Genomic DNA, 15913 nt, shown 5'->3' on the forward strand with positions numbered 1-15913 from the left:
AAAATTGAATGAATTAAAAAATATATTAGATTTTACTAAGGAAGAGTTAGAAAATTTAGTCCAACCAAAATTCAGAGCAAAACAAATTTTTGAATGGGTATATAAAAAATATGTAGATGATTTTTTGCAAATGTCGTCATTACCAAAAGATTTTAGAGTATATTTACAAGAAAATTTTCATTTTTCACCTTTAAAATGTGTTAAAGATGAAAAAAGCAAAGATGGGAGCATTAAATATCTTTTTGAGCTTTTAGATGGTAAAAAAATAGAAGCCGTTTTGCTTCCTATGAAAGAAGAGCTTATGGATGAAAATGGTAAAATCATTAAACATGCAAGATATACCATTTGTGTTTCTTCTCAAGTAGGGTGTAAAAGCGGGTGTAGTTTTTGTTTAACAGCAAAAGGTGGTCTAAAAAGAAATCTAAGCGCAGGGGAGATAGTAGGGCAAATTTTATGGATCAAAAAGCACAATAATATACCTTACGAAAGAAGGGTTAATATAGTTTATATGGGTATGGGTGAGCCTTTGGATAATCTTAAAAATGTTTCTAAGGCAATTAAAATTTTAGCTGATAATGATGCTTTGGCGATAAGCCCTAGAAGACAAACTATAAGCACAAGTGGTTTGGCAAAACAGATTAAAGAGCTTGGAGAGATGAATTTAGGTGTGCTTTTAGCTATTTCGCTCCATGCTGTAAATGATGAGCTTAGAAGTGAATTAATGCCTATTAATAAAGCTTATAATATAGCAAGCATTATGGAAGCAGTGAGAAATTTTCCTATAGATCAGCGTAAAAGAGTGATGTTTGAATACCTTTTAATCGATGGAGTAAATGATAAAATAGAACATGCAAAAGAACTAGTCAAGCTTTTAAATGGTATAAAAGCTAAAGTAAATTTAATACTTTTTAATCCACATGAGGGAAGTTTATATAAAAGACCAAGTGTTGAAGCAGCGATTAAATTTCAAGATTATTTAAGCACTAAGGGCGTTACTTGCACGATAAGAGAAAGCAAAGGACTTGATATTTCAGCAGCATGCGGACAGCTTAAGGAAAGGCAGAACAAACAATGACTTTTTTAGATATAGCCCAACTTATTTTTATAAGCATAGTGGTAGTTATAGGACTTGGTGGGATTATTTATGTATTAAAAAATGAAGGGAAAAATAATGATAGATAAAAAACAATTATTAGAAAATCAATTATTTCAAAATAGATATATAAAGCAAAATATTTCTTGGTATTTTTCTCATTTAAATGGTAAAAGAGGGATTGCTAGAATTTTTAAAGTTCCTTATGCTGCTTTGATGAAAAAATTTTACTTGAAAAAATACTTTGAAAAAAGGGTTTTAGAAGGCAAGGTGGATATTCCTTATTTAGAATTAGTTTTAACTACAAGATGTACTTTGCGCTGTGAATCTTGTAATAATTTGATGCAGTATTTTTCACCATCAAATCAATATACTTGCACTTTAGAGGGTATTATAGAATCATTAGAGCTACTTTTATCTAAGGTAGATTCTATTGCAAGGATTAGAATCATAGGTGGAGAGCCTTTGTTATTTAAGGATTTGCCACAATTGATTGATTATTTAGATGCTCAAAAGAAAATACTAACTTTTTCTTTGGTTACTAATGCAACTATTGATTTTAAAGATGAATTGGTGAAAAAGCTAAAAAATTCTAATAAAGTTAGAAAAATTACAATTTCAGATTATAAAAGATCGCCAAATTTAAAAATTCCACTAAAACAAGAAAGTATTTTAAGAAAATTAAGAGAAAATAAAATTCCATTTTCTATGGATTCTAGTAGTGAAAATTCTACTTGGAGTGATCCTGAAAAAATTTACAAACGCGGCAGAAGTAAAGAAGATATAATTAAAAATTATTACAATTGTCAAATGCCATGTGTAAGCTTGATGACTTCTGAAGGTTTGGAAAATAAAAAATTAGCACCTAAAGGAGCTATTTTTGTTTGTCCTATATCAAGCTCTTTATCACGCTTAAAAGGACTTGAGGAATTTGATGGTGATTTTTTAAATTTAGAGGATTCTAAAGAAAGATTTTTTGAATTTTATTCTCAAGATTTTTATAAATCTTGTGATTATTGTAGAGACTTTAGCCAGCCTATCAAAAAAATTCCAATTGCAATCCAAACTGATAAAGTTTTAAAGTTACAAAAAGATTAAATATATTTTTTTAATTTTTTTGTAATTTTTTCAATAAACTCTTGTTTTTCGTCTTCTCTTAAATCATTTTGAGTTTTTGTTATGATTATGTAGTCCTTGTTGTATGTAGGCCAAAATATTTCATCTTTTGGCGGATAAAGTGCAATGCTAGGAATTTTTAAATTTGTAGCGATATGAATTGCACCAGTGCTAGGACTAATAATACATTTTGATTGAGATATAAGTTCAGCTAAATTTAAAATATCATTGTTATTTTTAAAAACAATAATTTCTTCAAGTAAATTTTTATCATACTTATGAATTTCATCTATAAAATTATCATGTACTAGTTCATAAGTAGGTATAACAATACTAATATTTTGATAATTTTTCTTGATATTTTTAGCTAATTTTAAAAAAGAAATAATATCTAAAGTATGCTTTGAAGTAATACTAAAAGGATTAAGTATAATAAAATTCTTAATTTCATTTTTTCTTAAAAAATCATTTATTAAAATTTTATGTATCACATTAGTTTGAATTTGTGTTTTAAATTCTAAATTTTTAATTTTTTTATCAAAAATATTAGAATTTATCTTTCTAGCATAAAACAATAATCTATCTCTTTCTGTTTTTTTACCATAAAAACATCTAATTAATCTTATCCAAACACATTTGCACTTTATAGAGAAAAAGCTTTTGATTTTTAATCTAGTGATAATTTTTTTGACATTGCTTTCAATAAAAAGTTCAATTAAAAATGTGTTAGCCTTGTAAGAAATAATATAATCTAGATTATACCAATTGATTTTTTCTAATTTTTCTTGTTTTGTTTGATTTTCCAAAATTTCAATGTAATCGACAAATTTTAAATTTTTTAAAAGACTAAAAGTGTTATTTCTAGCAAAAACGACAATTTTTGCTTTATAAATATGTTTTAATGCATAAAGCATGTCTAAACTCGCAATCATATCACCTAAAGCATCTGGACAATAATAACCTATTTTAAGAGAATACCCCCCCCCTATTATTTAAGTCGCATTTTAGATTATATTTTGAATACATTTTCGATATCCTATATCTGATACAAAGTCATCTTTTATGTTTTTTTGAGATTGTATCAAAAATTTTTGATTTTTATATGTAAATTCTAAGCTAAAAGAGTGTAAAAGCAATCTTTTAGCACCTGTAATTTGAATTCTTTCAAGCTCACTCATTTTTCCATCAAGTATTTGCTCTATCTGTATTTTTTCTAAACCATACAAAGGATCGCCCAAAATTTTATGTTTCACATGAAACAAATGTAATCTTATTTGGTGTTGTCTTCCTGTTAGAGGCTTAGCTAAAACTAAGCTAGCATCTAAATTTTCAAAATATTTCAAAGTGTGAAATTGCGTTAAAGCCTCTTTGCCATTTTCACAAATACACATTCTAGTTTTGATTGTATCATAATTTTTGGCTAAATCCATTTTTTTATCTACTATGAATTCTTTTTCAGTTTTTCCTTCTACTAGTGCAAGATAGCTTTTTTGTACTAATCTTTTTTCAAACATAGTTTTTAACTCAATTTGCGTATTTTTGTGTTTGGCTATGAGTAAAAGTCCGCTTGTTTCTTTATCTAACCTGTGGGCCACACAAGCTTTTTCGCCCCATAAATGCCAAATTTCATCGCAAAGACTATAAGTGCAATTTCTTCCATTTGGATGAGTTAGCACTCCGCTTGGCTTTTCTACAACTGCAAAGTCATCATTTTCAAAAACTATTTCTAATCCTTTAGGATTATTTTCATATATGATTAGCTCTACTAAGCCATCTAAAAATTGATTTTTTTCATTTACTAGTTTTCCATTGCAAAAAAGGCGTTTTTTGTCAATAATTTTTTGAGCTTGACTCATAGAAATTTTTAATTCATCTATAAGTAATCTAAAAGCCTTTTTTTCGTTATTTGATAGTTTTATTTTTATATAAGGCAAGTTTAATCCTAGTGTAAAATATTTTTAGATAAAATAAATATTTTTTATTATTATATCCAAAAAGGTCTTGAAAATGGTTGAAAGATATAGTAGAGAAATTATGGCTAAAAAATGGAATATGCAAGCAAAATATGATGCGTGGTTAAAAGTAGAATTAGCTGCTGTAAAGGCATGGAATAAACTTGGTCTGATTAAAGATGATGATTGTGAAAAGATTGTAAAAAATGCTAAATTTGATATAGCAAGAATAGACGAGATAGAAAAAACTACTAAACATGATGTTATTGCCTTTTTAACTAGTGTAAGTGAAAGTTTGGGTGAAGAAAGTCGTTTTGTGCATTATGCGATGACAAGTTCAGATTGTATTGATACTGCAGTTGCTTTGCAGATTAAGGATAGTTTGGAATTAATCTTGCAAGATTTAGATCAAGTTTTAGCAGTGATTAAAACAAGGGCTTATGAGCATAAAAATACCTTAATGGTAGGAAGAAGTCATGGAATTCATGGAGAGCCTATAACTTTTGGCTTAGTTTTGGCTATTTGGTATGATTCACTAGTTCATGCAAAAGATTTAATCATTCATGCAAAAGAAGTAATTAGCTATGGAAAAATTAGTGGAGCAATGGGAAATTTTGCGCATGCACCACTTGAATTTGAAGAAGAAGTTTGTAAGAATTTAGACCTTAAACCAGCACCAGTTTCAAACCAAGTCATACAAAGAGATCGTTACGCACAAGTTATCTCAGCTTTGGCTATTTTAGCTTCAAGTTGTGAACAAATTGCTGTTGCGATCCGCCATTTTCAAAGAACAGAAGTGTATGAAGCTGAAGAGTATTTTTCTCAAGGACAAAAAGGAAGTTCAGCTATGCCTCATAAAAGAAATCCTGTTTTGAGTGAAAATATCACTGGACTTTGTAGAATGATAAGAGCTTATGTAACTCCAGCTTTAGAAAATGTAGCTTTATGGCATGAAAGAGATATATCACATTCTAGTGTAGAAAGATTTGTGTTACCTGATGCTTTTATCACGACTGATTTTATGCTTTCAAGATTATGTGGAGTTATAGAAAAACTTTTGGTATATCCAGAAAATATGATGAAAAATTTAAACTTAACTGGTGGGCTTGTATTTTCCCAAAGAGTGTTACTCGAGCTTCCATTTAAGGGTATAAGCAGGGAGGAAGCTTACAAGATCGTTCAAAGAAATGCTATGAAAGTTTGGGCTGATTTACAAAATGGTAAAGCTGCTTTAAACGAAAAGGGAGAAAGCTTGTTTTTGTTAGCCTTGCTTGCTGATGAAGATTTGAAAAAGTCTTTAAACGAAACAGATATTAGAAATTGTTTTGATTATAGCTACTATACAAAAAATGTAGATAAAATTTTTACAAGAACATTTAAATAATAAAATATTAGGGGTTATGAGTGAAAGTATTAAAAAGAAATGGAAGAACTGAAGAGTTAGATGTTTCTAAAATTAAAAAATACACCACAGATGCGGTTGCAAATTTAGAAAATGTCAGTCAAAGTGAGCTTGAAGTAGATGCGAAAATCCAATTTCGTGATGGCATAACAACAGAAGAAATTCAACAAACTCTTATAAAAACAGCAGTTGATAAAATTGATATTGATAGACCTAATTGGACTTTTGTTGCCGCGAGATTATTTTTATATGATTTATATAAAAAAGTGAGTGGTTATAATGGCTATAGACATTTAAAAGAATACCTTGAAAAAGGTGAAAAAGAAGGTAGAATCTTAATAGGCTTAAAAGAAAAATACGATTTAGATGATTTGAATGCTTATATAAAACCAGAGCGTGATTTACAATTTACTTATCTTGGTATAAAAACTTTATATGATAGGTATTTGATTAAAGATTCTAAAGGTATGCCTATAGAATTACCGCAGCAAATGTTTATGGCTATTGCTATGTTTTTAGCACAAAATGAGTTAGATTCTCAAACTTGGGCTAAGAAATTTTATGATTTAATCTCAACTTTTGAAGTTATGCTTGCAACTCCAACTCTTTCAAATGCAAGAACAACAAGACACCAATTAAGTTCGTGTTACATAGGAAGCACACCTGATAATATAGAAGGAATTTTTGATTCGTATCAAGAAATGGCACTTTTGTCTAAATTTGGCGGTGGTATAGGTTGGGATTGGTCTAAGGTGCGTGCTATGGGTGGAAGTATAGATGGACATAAAAACGCAGCAGGTGGGATTATACCTTTCTTAAAAATTACCAATGATATAGCAGTAGCAGTAGATCAACTTGGTACAAGAAAGGGTGCAATTGCAGTTTATATAGAACCATGGCATATGGATATTAATGACTTTTTAGACTTGCGTAAAAATTCAGGCGAAGAAAGAAGAAGAGCACATGAACTTTTTCCTGCTTTATGGATAAATGATTTATTTATGAAAAGAGTTAGAGCAAATGAAAAATGGACGCTTTTTGATCCAGCTGATACTTCTAGTTTGTGTGACTTATATGGTGAAGAATTTGAAAGAAAATATGAAGAATATGAAAAAAATGAAAATATAGCTAAAGAGATAGTCGATGCAAAAGAGCTTTGGAAGAAAATCTTGCTTTCTTATTTTGAAACAGGTATGCCATTTTTATGTTTTAAAGATAGTGCTAATAAAACTAATCCAAATTCACATGTAGGTCTTATAAGAAGTTCTAATCTATGCACAGAGATTTTTCAAAATACGGAGCCAAATTATTATCAGGTTAAAATTACATTTGATGATAAAACAGAACTTCATTTAGATGAAGAAGAAGAAATTACCATAGATGGAGGCTATAAAAAACTTGCTAAAAAAATTTCTACTTTAGATAGTATTAATGGTAAAAAAGTTTATATTGCAGAAAAATACAAAAATGAGGGCAAAACAGCCGTTTGTAATCTAGCTAGCATTAATCTAAGCAAAATTAATACAAAAAAAGATATCCAAAGAGTTGTGCCAACTGCTATAAGAATGCTTGATAATGTGATTGATTTAAATTTTTATCCTCATATAAAGGTAAAAAATACAAATTTAAGATCTCGTGCCATAGGTCTTGGTATAATGGGTGAAGCACAAATGCTTGCAGAAGCACAAATTTATTGGGGTTCTAATGAGCATTTTGAGAAAATCGATCACATTATGGAAATGATTAGCTATGAAGCAATACAAGCTAGTTCAAATTTGGCTTTAGAAAAAGGATCTTATCCTGATTTTGAAGGATCAAATTGGAGTAAAGGTATAGTACCTATTGATGTAGCAAATGAAAATGCTAAAAAGCTTACAGCAAGTGATGGGTTATTTGATCAAAGTGAATGTGATTGGGAAAAATTAAGAGAAAAACTAAAAAAAGATGGAATAAGAAATGGTTATTTAATGGCTATAGCACCAACTTCTTCTATTTCTATTTTGGTAGGAACTACCCAAACTATAGAACCAGTTTATAAAAGAAAATGGTTTGAACAAAATTTAAGTGGTATGATACCAACTGTAGTGCCAAATTTAAGTGCTAATACTTGGCAGTATTATACCCCTGCTTATGAGCTTGATCAAAAAATCTTAGTAAAAGCCGCAGCAATTCGTGGTAAATGGATTGATCAAGGTCAATCATTAAATATATTTGTTTCTTTAGATAAAGCAAGTGGTGGCTATTTAAATGAAATTTATCAACTTGCTTGGGAGTTGGGTATTAAATCAACTTATTATTTAAGAAGTGAAAGTCCTGATAGTCAAAAAGTTAATGATGATGTGGTTGATAGAACTATAGAATGCGAAGGTTGTCAATAAAAATGGAGAAATAAAATGCATGTAAAAAAATCACTACCAGAACTTACATTTAGAGGCATAATACTAGGAAGCGTTTTAACAGTTATTTTTACTGCCTCAAATGTTTATTTGGGACTTAAAGTAGGTCTTACTTTTTCTACTTCTATTCCCGCTGTTGTGATCGCAATGGCTGTTTTGAAAATTTTTAAAGACTCTAATATTTTAGAAAACAATATGGTGCAAACTCAAGTTTCAGCCGCAGGTACGCTTTCGGCTGTGATTTTTGTTATACCTGGTCTTTTTATGTGTGGATATTGGTTTGAATTTCCACTATGGCTTACTTTTATGCTTTGTCTTTGTGGTGGTGGTTTAGGTGTGCTTTTTACCATACCTTTGCGTAGAGCTATGGTAGTAGAGAGTAAATTAGCCTATCCTGAAGGAAGAGCTGCTGCTGAAATTTTAAAAGTGGCTAATAAAGATCAAGCTGATAAAAAAGGAAAAGTAGGACTAAAAGAAATTACCCTTGGTGTTGCACTAGCTTCTATCATAAGTCTTTTTTCAAGTGGTTTTAAACTACTTTCAAGCGGAAGTAGTTTTGCATTCATTTGGCAAAAAATGGCTTTTGGTTTTTCTATGGGATATTCAGTGGCACTTTTGGGTGCTGGATACTTAGTAGGCATAGCTGGTGGTGTTGCATTGCTTGTGGGTATGGTGCTTGCATGGATGATTTTTGTGCCATATTTTTCTGCTAAAGAAAGCTTTGATGTGAGTTTAAATGCACTTGATATAGCTAATCAGATTTGGGCTCAAAAAGTACGTTTAATAGGTACAGGAGCTATTGCTATAGCAGCATTATGGACTTTAATAGAACTTGCAAAACCTGTATATGATGGTATGAAAAATATGCTTAAAAAAACCTCATTAAATCTCTCGCAAGATCCTAAAGATATGGATTTATCTTTAAAAGCTATGCTGTGTTTATTTGTGCTTATGTGTACTGGGTTGTTTATCTCATTTTATGTCTTTGTGGCTGATTCAAATTTAGCAAGTGGTTATCAGATTCTTTTTGCTTTAGTGGGAACTTTAGTGGCTATTTTCATAGGCTTTTTTGTAGCTTCTGCTTGTGGCTATATGGCAGGTTTAGTGGGTTCATCATCTTCTCCTATTTCAGGTATAGGACTTATTGGGATTATGATTTCTTCTTTGATTATTTTACTTTTGGGTTATCAAGTAGATTTATTTAGTGATCCTTTGATGTCTAAATTTGCTATTGCTTTTGCTATTTTTACTACTAGTGTTATTTTAGCAACTGCTGCTATTTCTAATGATAATTTACAGGATTTAAAAACTGGTTATTTAGTTGGTGCAACTCCATGGAAACAACAGGTTTCATTGCTTATAGGTTGTGTGTTTGGGGCTTTAGCTATAGCACCTGTATTAAATTTATTATATCAAGCTTATGGCTTTGTGGGTGCTTTGCCAAGAGAAGGAATGGATGAGGCAAATGCATTAGCCGCACCGCAAGCAAATTTAATGAGTACTATAGCACAAGGTATTTTTAATGCTGATATTGACTGGAGTTATATTATAGTGGGTGCTTTTGTGGGTGTTGGCATAATCATCATTGATCGTTTATTAAGAAAGAAAAATATGTCTTTACCGCCTTTAGCTGTGGGCATAGGTATATATTTACCACCTGCTGTAAATATGCCTTTATTTATAGGTGGATTATTAGCATATTTAATCAAAAAGCGTTTAGAGCAAAGATATACTAAAAATGCTCATAAAAAAGAACTTATTCAAGAACACGAGCAAAAAGGGACTTTGTTTGCATCAGGTTTGATAGTAGGTGAGAGTATTTTTGGAGTACTGATAGCTGGTTTAACAGTGCTTTCTATTAGCAAAGGTGGTACTGAAGATCCGCTTGCTATAGTAAGTTCATTTAAAGATGATGGAATTGTCGGGTTTATAGTATTTGTAATAATTATGCTAGTTTTTGCAAGAAGAGTACTTAAAAAATGATTTTGGATTATTATCATGCTTTGATTTTGGGAATTATCGAAGGTTTAACGGAATTTTTACCTATCTCATCAACAGGACATATGATATTAGGCGCTGAAATTTTAGGTTTAAATATAGATGATTTTTGGAGAAGTTTTTTCATCATCATTCAACTTGGATCTATACTAGCAGTAATTTTTATTTTCAAAGATAAGCTTACTCAAAAATTTGATATTTGGTTAAAACTTGCTGTAGGTTTTTTGCCTGCAGGCGGAGTAGGCTTTATAGCATATAAATTTTTAAAAGAGATTTTTAATGGTTATACGGTAGCTACTATGCTAATAATTGGTGGAATTATTTTTATCATTATAGAACTTAAACATAGAAAAAAAGACTATGTAATACATTCTTTAGATGAGGTAAGTTATAAACAAGCTTTTTTGATAGGTTTAACACAAGCTCTTGCTATCATACCAGGAACTTCAAGAAGCGGGGCGAGTATTATAGGTGGGTTATTGCTTGGACTTGATCGTAAAATAGCTTCTGAATTTTCATTTTTACTTGCAATTCCTACTATGATTATTGCAACAGCTTATAGTATTTATAAAGAACCACAAGTTTTAAGCAATATGAGTAATTTTATTCCTTTGGTTATAGGCTTTGTAACAGCTTTTGTGGTAGCTTTTGTGGTGATAAAAATATTTTTAAAATTAATTAGTAAGATAAATTTCATACCTTTTGGAATTTATAGGATAATTTTAGGTTTTGTGTTTTTATATCTTTTTATGAGTGGAATGTTAGATATATCAAAAACAAGTGTTTGAAATATAAAAATATCCTTTATTTAAAAAAAGTTTAAGTTTTTCATAGCTAAAATTAGCCTTATATTTTAATTTAAGCTCATAAAGTCAGTGAGTGTTAAGGGTAGAAATGACAAATGATATAATTGCATATGCAAATAATGAAACTTTGATAGATACTCAAAGTTTTAACAATGATACAAATTTAACTCCGATTTATTTTGATAACTCTAAAGAAGGTTTAGAAGTTATCCGCCACTCTTGTGCGCATTTAATGGCTCAAGCAATTAAAAGTCTATATCCAGAGGCTAAATTTTTCGTAGGGCCTGTGATAGAAGATGGGTTTTACTATGATTTTAGGGTTGATAGTAAGATTTCAGAAGAAGACTTAAGCAAAATCGAAAAGAAAATGAAAGAACTAGCAGAGGCAAAGCTAGACATCACAAAATACGAACTCTCAAAGACTGAGGTTAAAGAAAAATTTGCTAATGATGATTTAAAACAAGAAGTTTTACTAAGAATTCCTGATGGAAAAGTAAGTATTTATAAGCAAGGCGAATTTGAAGATTTATGCCGTGGGCCTCATGTACCAAATACAAAATACTTAAGATTTTTCAAACTTACTCGTGTAGCAGGAGCGTATTTGGGTGGTAATGAAAAAAGAGAAATGCTTACAAGAATTTATGGTACTGCTTTTGCAGATAAAGAAAGTTTAAATGAATACTTAAAAATCATTGAAGAAGCTAAAAAAAGAGATCATAGAAAACTTGGTAATGAAATGAAACTTTTTGCCTTTGATGATGAGATAGGCAGTGGACTTCCTATATGGCTTAGCAATGGTGCAAAATTAAGAAGTAAATTAGAGCATTTGCTATATAAAGCACATAGATTAAGAGGTTATGAACCTGTGCGTGGGCCTGAGCTTTTAAAAGCTGATGCGTGGAAAATTAGTGGGCATTATGCAAACTATAAAGAAAATATGTATTTTACGCAAATTGATGAGCAAGAATATGGCATTAAGCCGATGAATTGTGTAGGGCATATTAAAATTTATCAAAGTGATGTTAGAAGTTATCGTGATCTGCCTTTGAAATTTTTTGAATACGGCGTGGTGCACCGCCATGAAAAAAGTGGCGTTTTGCACGGACTTTTTAGGGTGAGAGAATTTACTCAAGATGATGCGCATATTTTTTGTATGCCAAGTCAGATAAAAGAACAAGTTTTAGAAATTTTAAGTTTTGTTGATACTTTAATGAAAGCTTTTGAATTTGACTATGAAATGGAAATTTCAACACGCCCAGTAAAAGCAATAGGTGATGATGAAATTTGGGATATAGCTACAAAGGCTTTAAAAGAGGCTTTAGATGAACAAGGTTTAAAATATGGCATTGATGAGGGCGGTGGAGCTTTTTATGGCCCAAAAATCGATATAAAAATTACTGATGCTTTAAAAAGAAAATGGCAATGTGGAACCATACAAGTAGATTTTAACTTGCCAAGTCGTTTTAAACTTGAATACACAGATGCAGATAATGAGAAAAAACAACCTGTAATGCTTCACCGTGCTATTTTGGGTTCTTTTGAGAGATTTATAGGAATTTTAGTAGAGCATTGTGCTGGTGAATTACCATTTTTCATAGCTCCAACTCAAGTGGCTATAGTGCCAATTTCGCAAAATCATCATAATTATGCAAAAGAAATAGCAAGAAAACTTTTGGAGCTTGGTGTTGATAGTGAAGTATATAACAAAAATGAAAGTTTAAATAAAAAAATCCGCACTGCTGAAAAAGCACATGTACCTATGATACTTGTTTTAGGTGATGAAGAAGTAGCAAATCAAAGTGTGGCATTAAGAGATAGAAGAGCAAAAGAACAAAAAACATTAACTTTAGATGAATTTATAACCCTAACAAAGGAGAAATTAAGTGAGGTACGCTTTTGAGTAAAGAAAAAGAAGTATTGCTAAATGAAGAAATTCAAGCAGATGAGATCAGATGTATAGGTGATGATGGTAAGGTTTATGGCATTATTAGTAGTGATGAAGCACTAGATATAGCAAATAGATTAGGACTTGATTTGGTGATGATAGCTCCTGAAGCCAAACCACCTGTATGCAAGATAATGGATTATGGAAAATTCCGTTATCAGCAAGAAAAGAAACAAAAAGAAGCAAAGAAAAAACAAAAAGTGATTGATATAAAAGAAATCAAGCTTTCTGTGAAAATTGCTCAAAATGACATTAATTATAAAGTCAAACATGCAAGTGAGTTTTTAGAGCAAGGTAAGCATGTTAAATTTAGAGTTTTTCTAAAAGGTCGTGAGATGGGCTCTCCTGAAGCTGGAATGGCTTTGCTTGAAAAAATTTGGCAAATGGTTGAAGATATAGCAGATAGAGACAAAGAGCCTTTACTCGAAGGACGCTATGTAAATATGCTAGTAACTCCTAAAAAGAAAAAATAATCACAAGCCTTTTAAGGCTTGTATTTTAAACTTATGATAGAAGAAAATCCACATTTTTTAAAAGAGCAAATCATAACTTATCTTGGAAATAAAAGATCTTTGCTTGATTTTTTAAACCAAGGCTTTAAATTCGCACAAAATGAGCTAAAAAAAGACAAATTTAGCTTTTGTGATGTATTTAGTGGCTCTGGGGTAGTTTCGCGTTTTGTGAGGCCTTATGCGAGTTTTATCATAGCAAATGATTTGGAAGATTATTCTAAAATCATTAATGAGTGCTATTTGACCAATCAAAATACAGATTTTTTACAAGAATTACAAAAACATTATACATTTTTAACTTCTGATTTAAAACTCAAAAAAGGCTTTATAAGCAAGCTTTATGCACCAAATGATGATGAGAGTATTAAAAAAGAAGAAAGGGTATTTTATACACTTAAAAATGCGATGTATTTAGATACCATGAGACAAAATATCTCAAAATTACCTTGTGATATGCAAAAATATTTCATCGCACCGCTTATCTATGAAGCAAGCGTACATGCAAACACAAGCGGGGTTTTTAAAGGTTTTTATAAAGATAAAAATGGCATTGGTAAATTCGGGGGAAATGGGGCAAATGCACTAAGTCGTATAAAGGGTGATATAGCTTTGAAAATGCCTGTTTTTTCAAATTTTACTTGTGAGTATGAAGTTTTTCAAAAAGACGCAAATATTTTAGCTAAAGAGCTTGATAGTTTTGATGTGGCGTATTTAGACCCACCTTATAATCAACACCCTTATGGATCAAATTATTTTATGTTAAATTTGATTGCTAATTATAAAAAACCAAAAGAAATTTCAAAAATTTCTGGCATACCAAAAGATTGGAACCGCAGTGCTTTTAACAAAGAAAAAAAAGCTGAAGAAGCTTTATTTGATTTAATAAATGATTTAAAAGCTAAGATTATTTTGCTTTCTTATAATTGTGAGGGTTTTGTAAAAAAAGATAGTTTTTTAAAGCGTTTGCAAAGTCTTGGAAAATGCGAAATTTTAGAGCAAAAATACAATGCCTTTAGAGCTAGTAGAAACCTCTCTAAACGCTCTATGTATATACAAGAACAACTTTATGTGATTAAAAAATATAAATAAATTTAATTTTTCTAAAGCATAGTTATAGTAAAATGATAGCTTTCTTTATATGAAAAAATTGATCCAAAGGATACACATGCCAAAAATGAAAAGCGTTAAAAGTGCTGTTAAACGCTTCAAAGTAGGTAAAAACAAAATCAAAAGAGGTTCAGCTTTTAGAAGCCACATTTTGACTAAAAAACCTGCTAAAAGAATGCGTGATCTTCGCACTGCTAAGTATGTTCATTCGACCAATGTTAAAGCGGTTGAAAAAATGTTAGGAATTTAAGCTTACTTAAATTTAGTTTTTGACAAAAGTCATTCAAACTCCCCTTATTAAAGGGCAAGATTCGTTTAACGAACGCCAATTTGTGAAAGGATAAATATGGCAAGAGTAAAAACAGGTGTTGTAAGACGCCGCAGACATAAAAAAGTTTTAAAACTTGCACGTGGTTTTTATAGTGGTCGCCGCAAACACTTTAGAAAAGCTAAAGAACAATTAGAAAGAAGTTTGGTTTATGCGTATCGTGACAGACGCCGTAAAAAATGCGATTTCCGTCGTCTTTGGATAGTGCGTATCAATGCAGCTTGCAGACTAAATGATATTAGTTATTCAAGATTTATAAATGGCCTTAAAAAAGCAGGCATTGAGCTTGATAGAAAAATTTTAGCTGATTTAGCTATGAATGATGCAACTGCTTTTGCTAAAATTGCAGATGCTGCTAAAAAAGCACTTTAATCTTATAGCAAGGCTTTTTATAAGCCTTGTTCTTCTTTACTCACTCCCCTTAAATTCTCTTTTTGCAAAAGATATTTTACTTTTTAAAGTTTATGATGAAAATATATTTAAAGATAGAAATTTAAGTCAGTATGTAATGAGTGAAAAACTCGATGGTATAAGAGGTATTTGGGATGGTAAAGCTATGCAAACAAGAGCAAAAAATCCTATAAAACTTCCTAAATTTTTTACAAAAAATTTTCCAAATTTTGAACTCGATGGTGAGCTTTGGATTAAAAGAAATTCTTTTGAAGAAATCTCATCTTTGGTTCGCCAAGAAAATCCTGATGAAAAACTTTGGCAAAAAGCAAGTTATAATGTCTTTGATATTCCAAATGCTTGTGAAGAATTTAAGCTTAATCCTTGTACTTTAGAAGCAAGATTAGAAATTTTAAAAGAGTATTTAGTAAAAAATCCAAATGATTTTATAAAAATAATCCCTCAAATTCCTATAAAAGATAAAAAACATCTAGAACAATTTTATCAGGATATTATTTCCAATAAAGGCGAGGGTGTGATTATAAGAAAAAATGATATGGAGTATGAGAGAAAAAGATCAGACAGTGCTTTTAAACTAAAACCTTTTGATGATACAGAATGTGTGGTAAAAAAACATTTTGAAGGTAAGGGAAAATTTGAAGGTAAAATGGGCTCCTTGCTTTGTGAAGCTAATATCCAAGGTAAAAAAGTAAGCTTTAAAATCGGCTCAGGCTTTAAAGAAAAAGATCGTTTAAATCCTCCACCAATTGGTGCTATAATTACTTTTAAATACAATGGTTTAACCAAAAATGGCAAACCAAAATTTGCTAGTTTTTTAAGAGTGTATGAAAATAGCTCTTTGCAATAA

General features: G+C 30.5%; 15 protein-coding genes. 13 read left to right on the forward strand and 2 right to left on the reverse strand.

What is annotated here, in order from left to right; all coding sequences use genetic code 11:
• The first annotated feature begins 4 nt into the window (after positions 1 to 4).
• Genes rlmN through CAQ16704_RS00105 form a run of 3 tightly spaced genes read left to right on the forward strand, consistent with a single transcriptional unit; the run spans position 5 to position 2191 of the window.
• Positions 5 to 1075 carry a 23S rRNA (adenine(2503)-C(2))-methyltransferase RlmN gene (gene rlmN / locus CAQ16704_RS00100; RefSeq protein WP_039666347.1) on the forward strand — a complete coding sequence of 357 codons (1071 nt, stop codon included), beginning with the start codon at positions 5 to 7 and terminating at the stop codon, positions 1073 to 1075.
• A complete protein-coding gene (locus CAQ16704_RS08385) occupies positions 1072 to 1182 on the forward strand; it encodes a hypothetical protein (RefSeq protein WP_235361602.1) in 111 nt (36 codons plus the stop codon). The genes rlmN and CAQ16704_RS08385 overlap by 4 nt, the downstream gene beginning before the upstream one ends.
• Positions 1172 to 2191 carry a radical SAM domain-containing protein gene (locus CAQ16704_RS00105; RefSeq protein ID WP_039666348.1) on the forward strand — a complete coding sequence of 340 codons (1020 nt, stop codon included), beginning with the start codon at positions 1172 to 1174 and terminating at the stop codon, positions 2189 to 2191. Before CAQ16704_RS08385 ends, CAQ16704_RS00105 begins: the two co-directional genes overlap by 11 nt.
• Here the strand turns inward: CAQ16704_RS00105 and CAQ16704_RS00110 are convergent.
• Both CAQ16704_RS00110 and CAQ16704_RS00115 read right to left on the reverse strand, forming a co-directional pair.
• Positions 2188 to 3141 carry a glycosyltransferase family 9 protein gene (locus CAQ16704_RS00110; RefSeq protein WP_039666349.1) on the reverse strand — a complete coding sequence of 318 codons (954 nt, stop codon included), beginning with the start codon at positions 3139 to 3141 and terminating at the stop codon, positions 2188 to 2190. The two genes, CAQ16704_RS00105 and CAQ16704_RS00110, sit on opposite strands and share 4 nt — an antisense overlap.
• A 72-nt stretch (positions 3142 to 3213) precedes the next feature.
• Entirely contained in the window at positions 3214 to 4143 is a 930-nt protein-coding gene (locus tag CAQ16704_RS00115; RefSeq protein WP_039666350.1) for an RluA family pseudouridine synthase, read from the reverse strand.
• A gap of 73 nt (positions 4144 to 4216) precedes the next feature.
• Here CAQ16704_RS00115 and purB point away from each other — a divergent pair, with 73 nt between their 5' ends.
• The 10 genes from purB (at position 4217) to CAQ16704_RS00165 (ending at position 15913) form a co-directional block, all read left to right on the forward strand.
• Positions 4217 to 5545 carry an adenylosuccinate lyase gene (gene purB, locus CAQ16704_RS00120; RefSeq protein ID WP_039666351.1) on the forward strand — a complete coding sequence of 443 codons (1329 nt, stop codon included), beginning with the start codon at positions 4217 to 4219 and terminating at the stop codon, positions 5543 to 5545.
• 20 nt (positions 5546 to 5565) lie between these two features.
• A complete protein-coding gene (locus CAQ16704_RS00125) occupies positions 5566 to 7941 on the forward strand; it encodes an aerobic ribonucleoside-diphosphate reductase Ia, B1 protein subunit NrdA (protein ID WP_039666352.1) in 2376 nt (791 codons plus the stop codon).
• 15 nt (positions 7942 to 7956) lie between these two features.
• Positions 7957 to 9942, forward strand: coding sequence for an OPT family oligopeptide transporter (locus CAQ16704_RS00130; protein WP_039666353.1), 1986 nt, complete (start codon positions 7957 to 7959; stop codon positions 9940 to 9942).
• Complete coding sequence (locus CAQ16704_RS00135; RefSeq protein WP_442856705.1) at positions 9939 to 10745, forward strand: undecaprenyl-diphosphate phosphatase; 807 nt, start codon at positions 9939 to 9941, stop codon at positions 10743 to 10745. The genes CAQ16704_RS00130 and CAQ16704_RS00135 overlap by 4 nt, the downstream gene beginning before the upstream one ends.
• Before the next feature lie 106 nt (positions 10746 to 10851).
• Positions 10852 to 12663, forward strand: coding sequence for a threonine--tRNA ligase (thrS, locus tag CAQ16704_RS00140; RefSeq protein WP_039666354.1), 1812 nt, complete (start codon positions 10852 to 10854; stop codon positions 12661 to 12663).
• A complete protein-coding gene (infC, locus tag CAQ16704_RS00145; protein ID WP_039666355.1) occupies positions 12660 to 13181 on the forward strand; it encodes a translation initiation factor IF-3 in 522 nt (173 codons plus the stop codon). The genes thrS and infC overlap by 4 nt, the downstream gene beginning before the upstream one ends.
• Before the next feature lie 36 nt (positions 13182 to 13217).
• Positions 13218 to 14309 (forward strand): DNA adenine methylase, encoded by a 1092-nt coding sequence (locus tag CAQ16704_RS00150; RefSeq protein ID WP_039667654.1) that lies wholly within the window; start codon positions 13218 to 13220, stop codon positions 14307 to 14309.
• 76 nt (positions 14310 to 14385) lie between these two features.
• The gene (rpmI, locus tag CAQ16704_RS00155) at positions 14386 to 14577 is read left to right on the forward strand and encodes a 50S ribosomal protein L35 (RefSeq protein ID WP_002777995.1); all 192 of its coding nucleotides are present in this window, start codon (positions 14386 to 14388) and stop codon (positions 14575 to 14577) included.
• A 96-nt stretch (positions 14578 to 14673) separates the two neighbouring features.
• Entirely contained in the window at positions 14674 to 15027 is a 354-nt protein-coding gene (gene rplT, locus CAQ16704_RS00160) for a 50S ribosomal protein L20 (RefSeq protein WP_039666356.1), read from the forward strand.
• Positions 15005 to 15913, forward strand: a complete 909-nt coding sequence (locus tag CAQ16704_RS00165) for a DNA ligase (RefSeq protein ID WP_235361604.1) — start codon at positions 15005 to 15007, stop codon at positions 15911 to 15913. Before rplT ends, CAQ16704_RS00165 begins: the two co-directional genes overlap by 23 nt.

Origin of the sequence: Campylobacter sp. RM16704, assembly GCF_000816245.1 — a bacterium.
In the GTDB taxonomy this organism is placed as follows: domain Bacteria; phylum Campylobacterota; class Campylobacteria; order Campylobacterales; family Campylobacteraceae; genus Campylobacter_D.

What these genes read in the sequence shown, in the direction of transcription:
- CAQ16704_RS08385 (WP_235361602.1), top strand. Translation starts at nt 1,072, where the DNA reads ATGACTTTTTTAGATATAGCCCAACTTATTTTTATAAGCATAGTGGTA.
- CAQ16704_RS00105 (WP_039666348.1), top strand. Translation starts at nt 1,172, where the DNA reads ATGATAGATAAAAAACAATTATTAGAAAATCAATTATTTCAAAATAGA.
- CAQ16704_RS00110 (WP_039666349.1), bottom strand. Translation starts at nt 3,141, where the DNA reads ATGATTGCGAGTTTAGACATGCTTTATGCATTAAAACATATTTATAAA.
- purB (WP_039666351.1), top strand. Translation starts at nt 4,217, where the DNA reads ATGGTTGAAAGATATAGTAGAGAAATTATGGCTAAAAAATGGAATATG.
- CAQ16704_RS00130 (WP_039666353.1), top strand. Translation starts at nt 7,957, where the DNA reads ATGCATGTAAAAAAATCACTACCAGAACTTACATTTAGAGGCATAATA.
- CAQ16704_RS00135 (WP_442856705.1), top strand. Translation starts at nt 9,939, where the DNA reads ATGATTTTGGATTATTATCATGCTTTGATTTTGGGAATTATCGAAGGT.
- thrS (WP_039666354.1), top strand. Translation starts at nt 10,852, where the DNA reads ATGACAAATGATATAATTGCATATGCAAATAATGAAACTTTGATAGAT.
- rpmI (WP_002777995.1), top strand. Translation starts at nt 14,386, where the DNA reads ATGCCAAAAATGAAAAGCGTTAAAAGTGCTGTTAAACGCTTCAAAGTA.
- rplT (WP_039666356.1), top strand. Translation starts at nt 14,674, where the DNA reads ATGGCAAGAGTAAAAACAGGTGTTGTAAGACGCCGCAGACATAAAAAA.
- CAQ16704_RS00165 (WP_235361604.1), top strand. Translation starts at nt 15,005, where the DNA reads ATGCTGCTAAAAAAGCACTTTAATCTTATAGCAAGGCTTTTTATAAGC.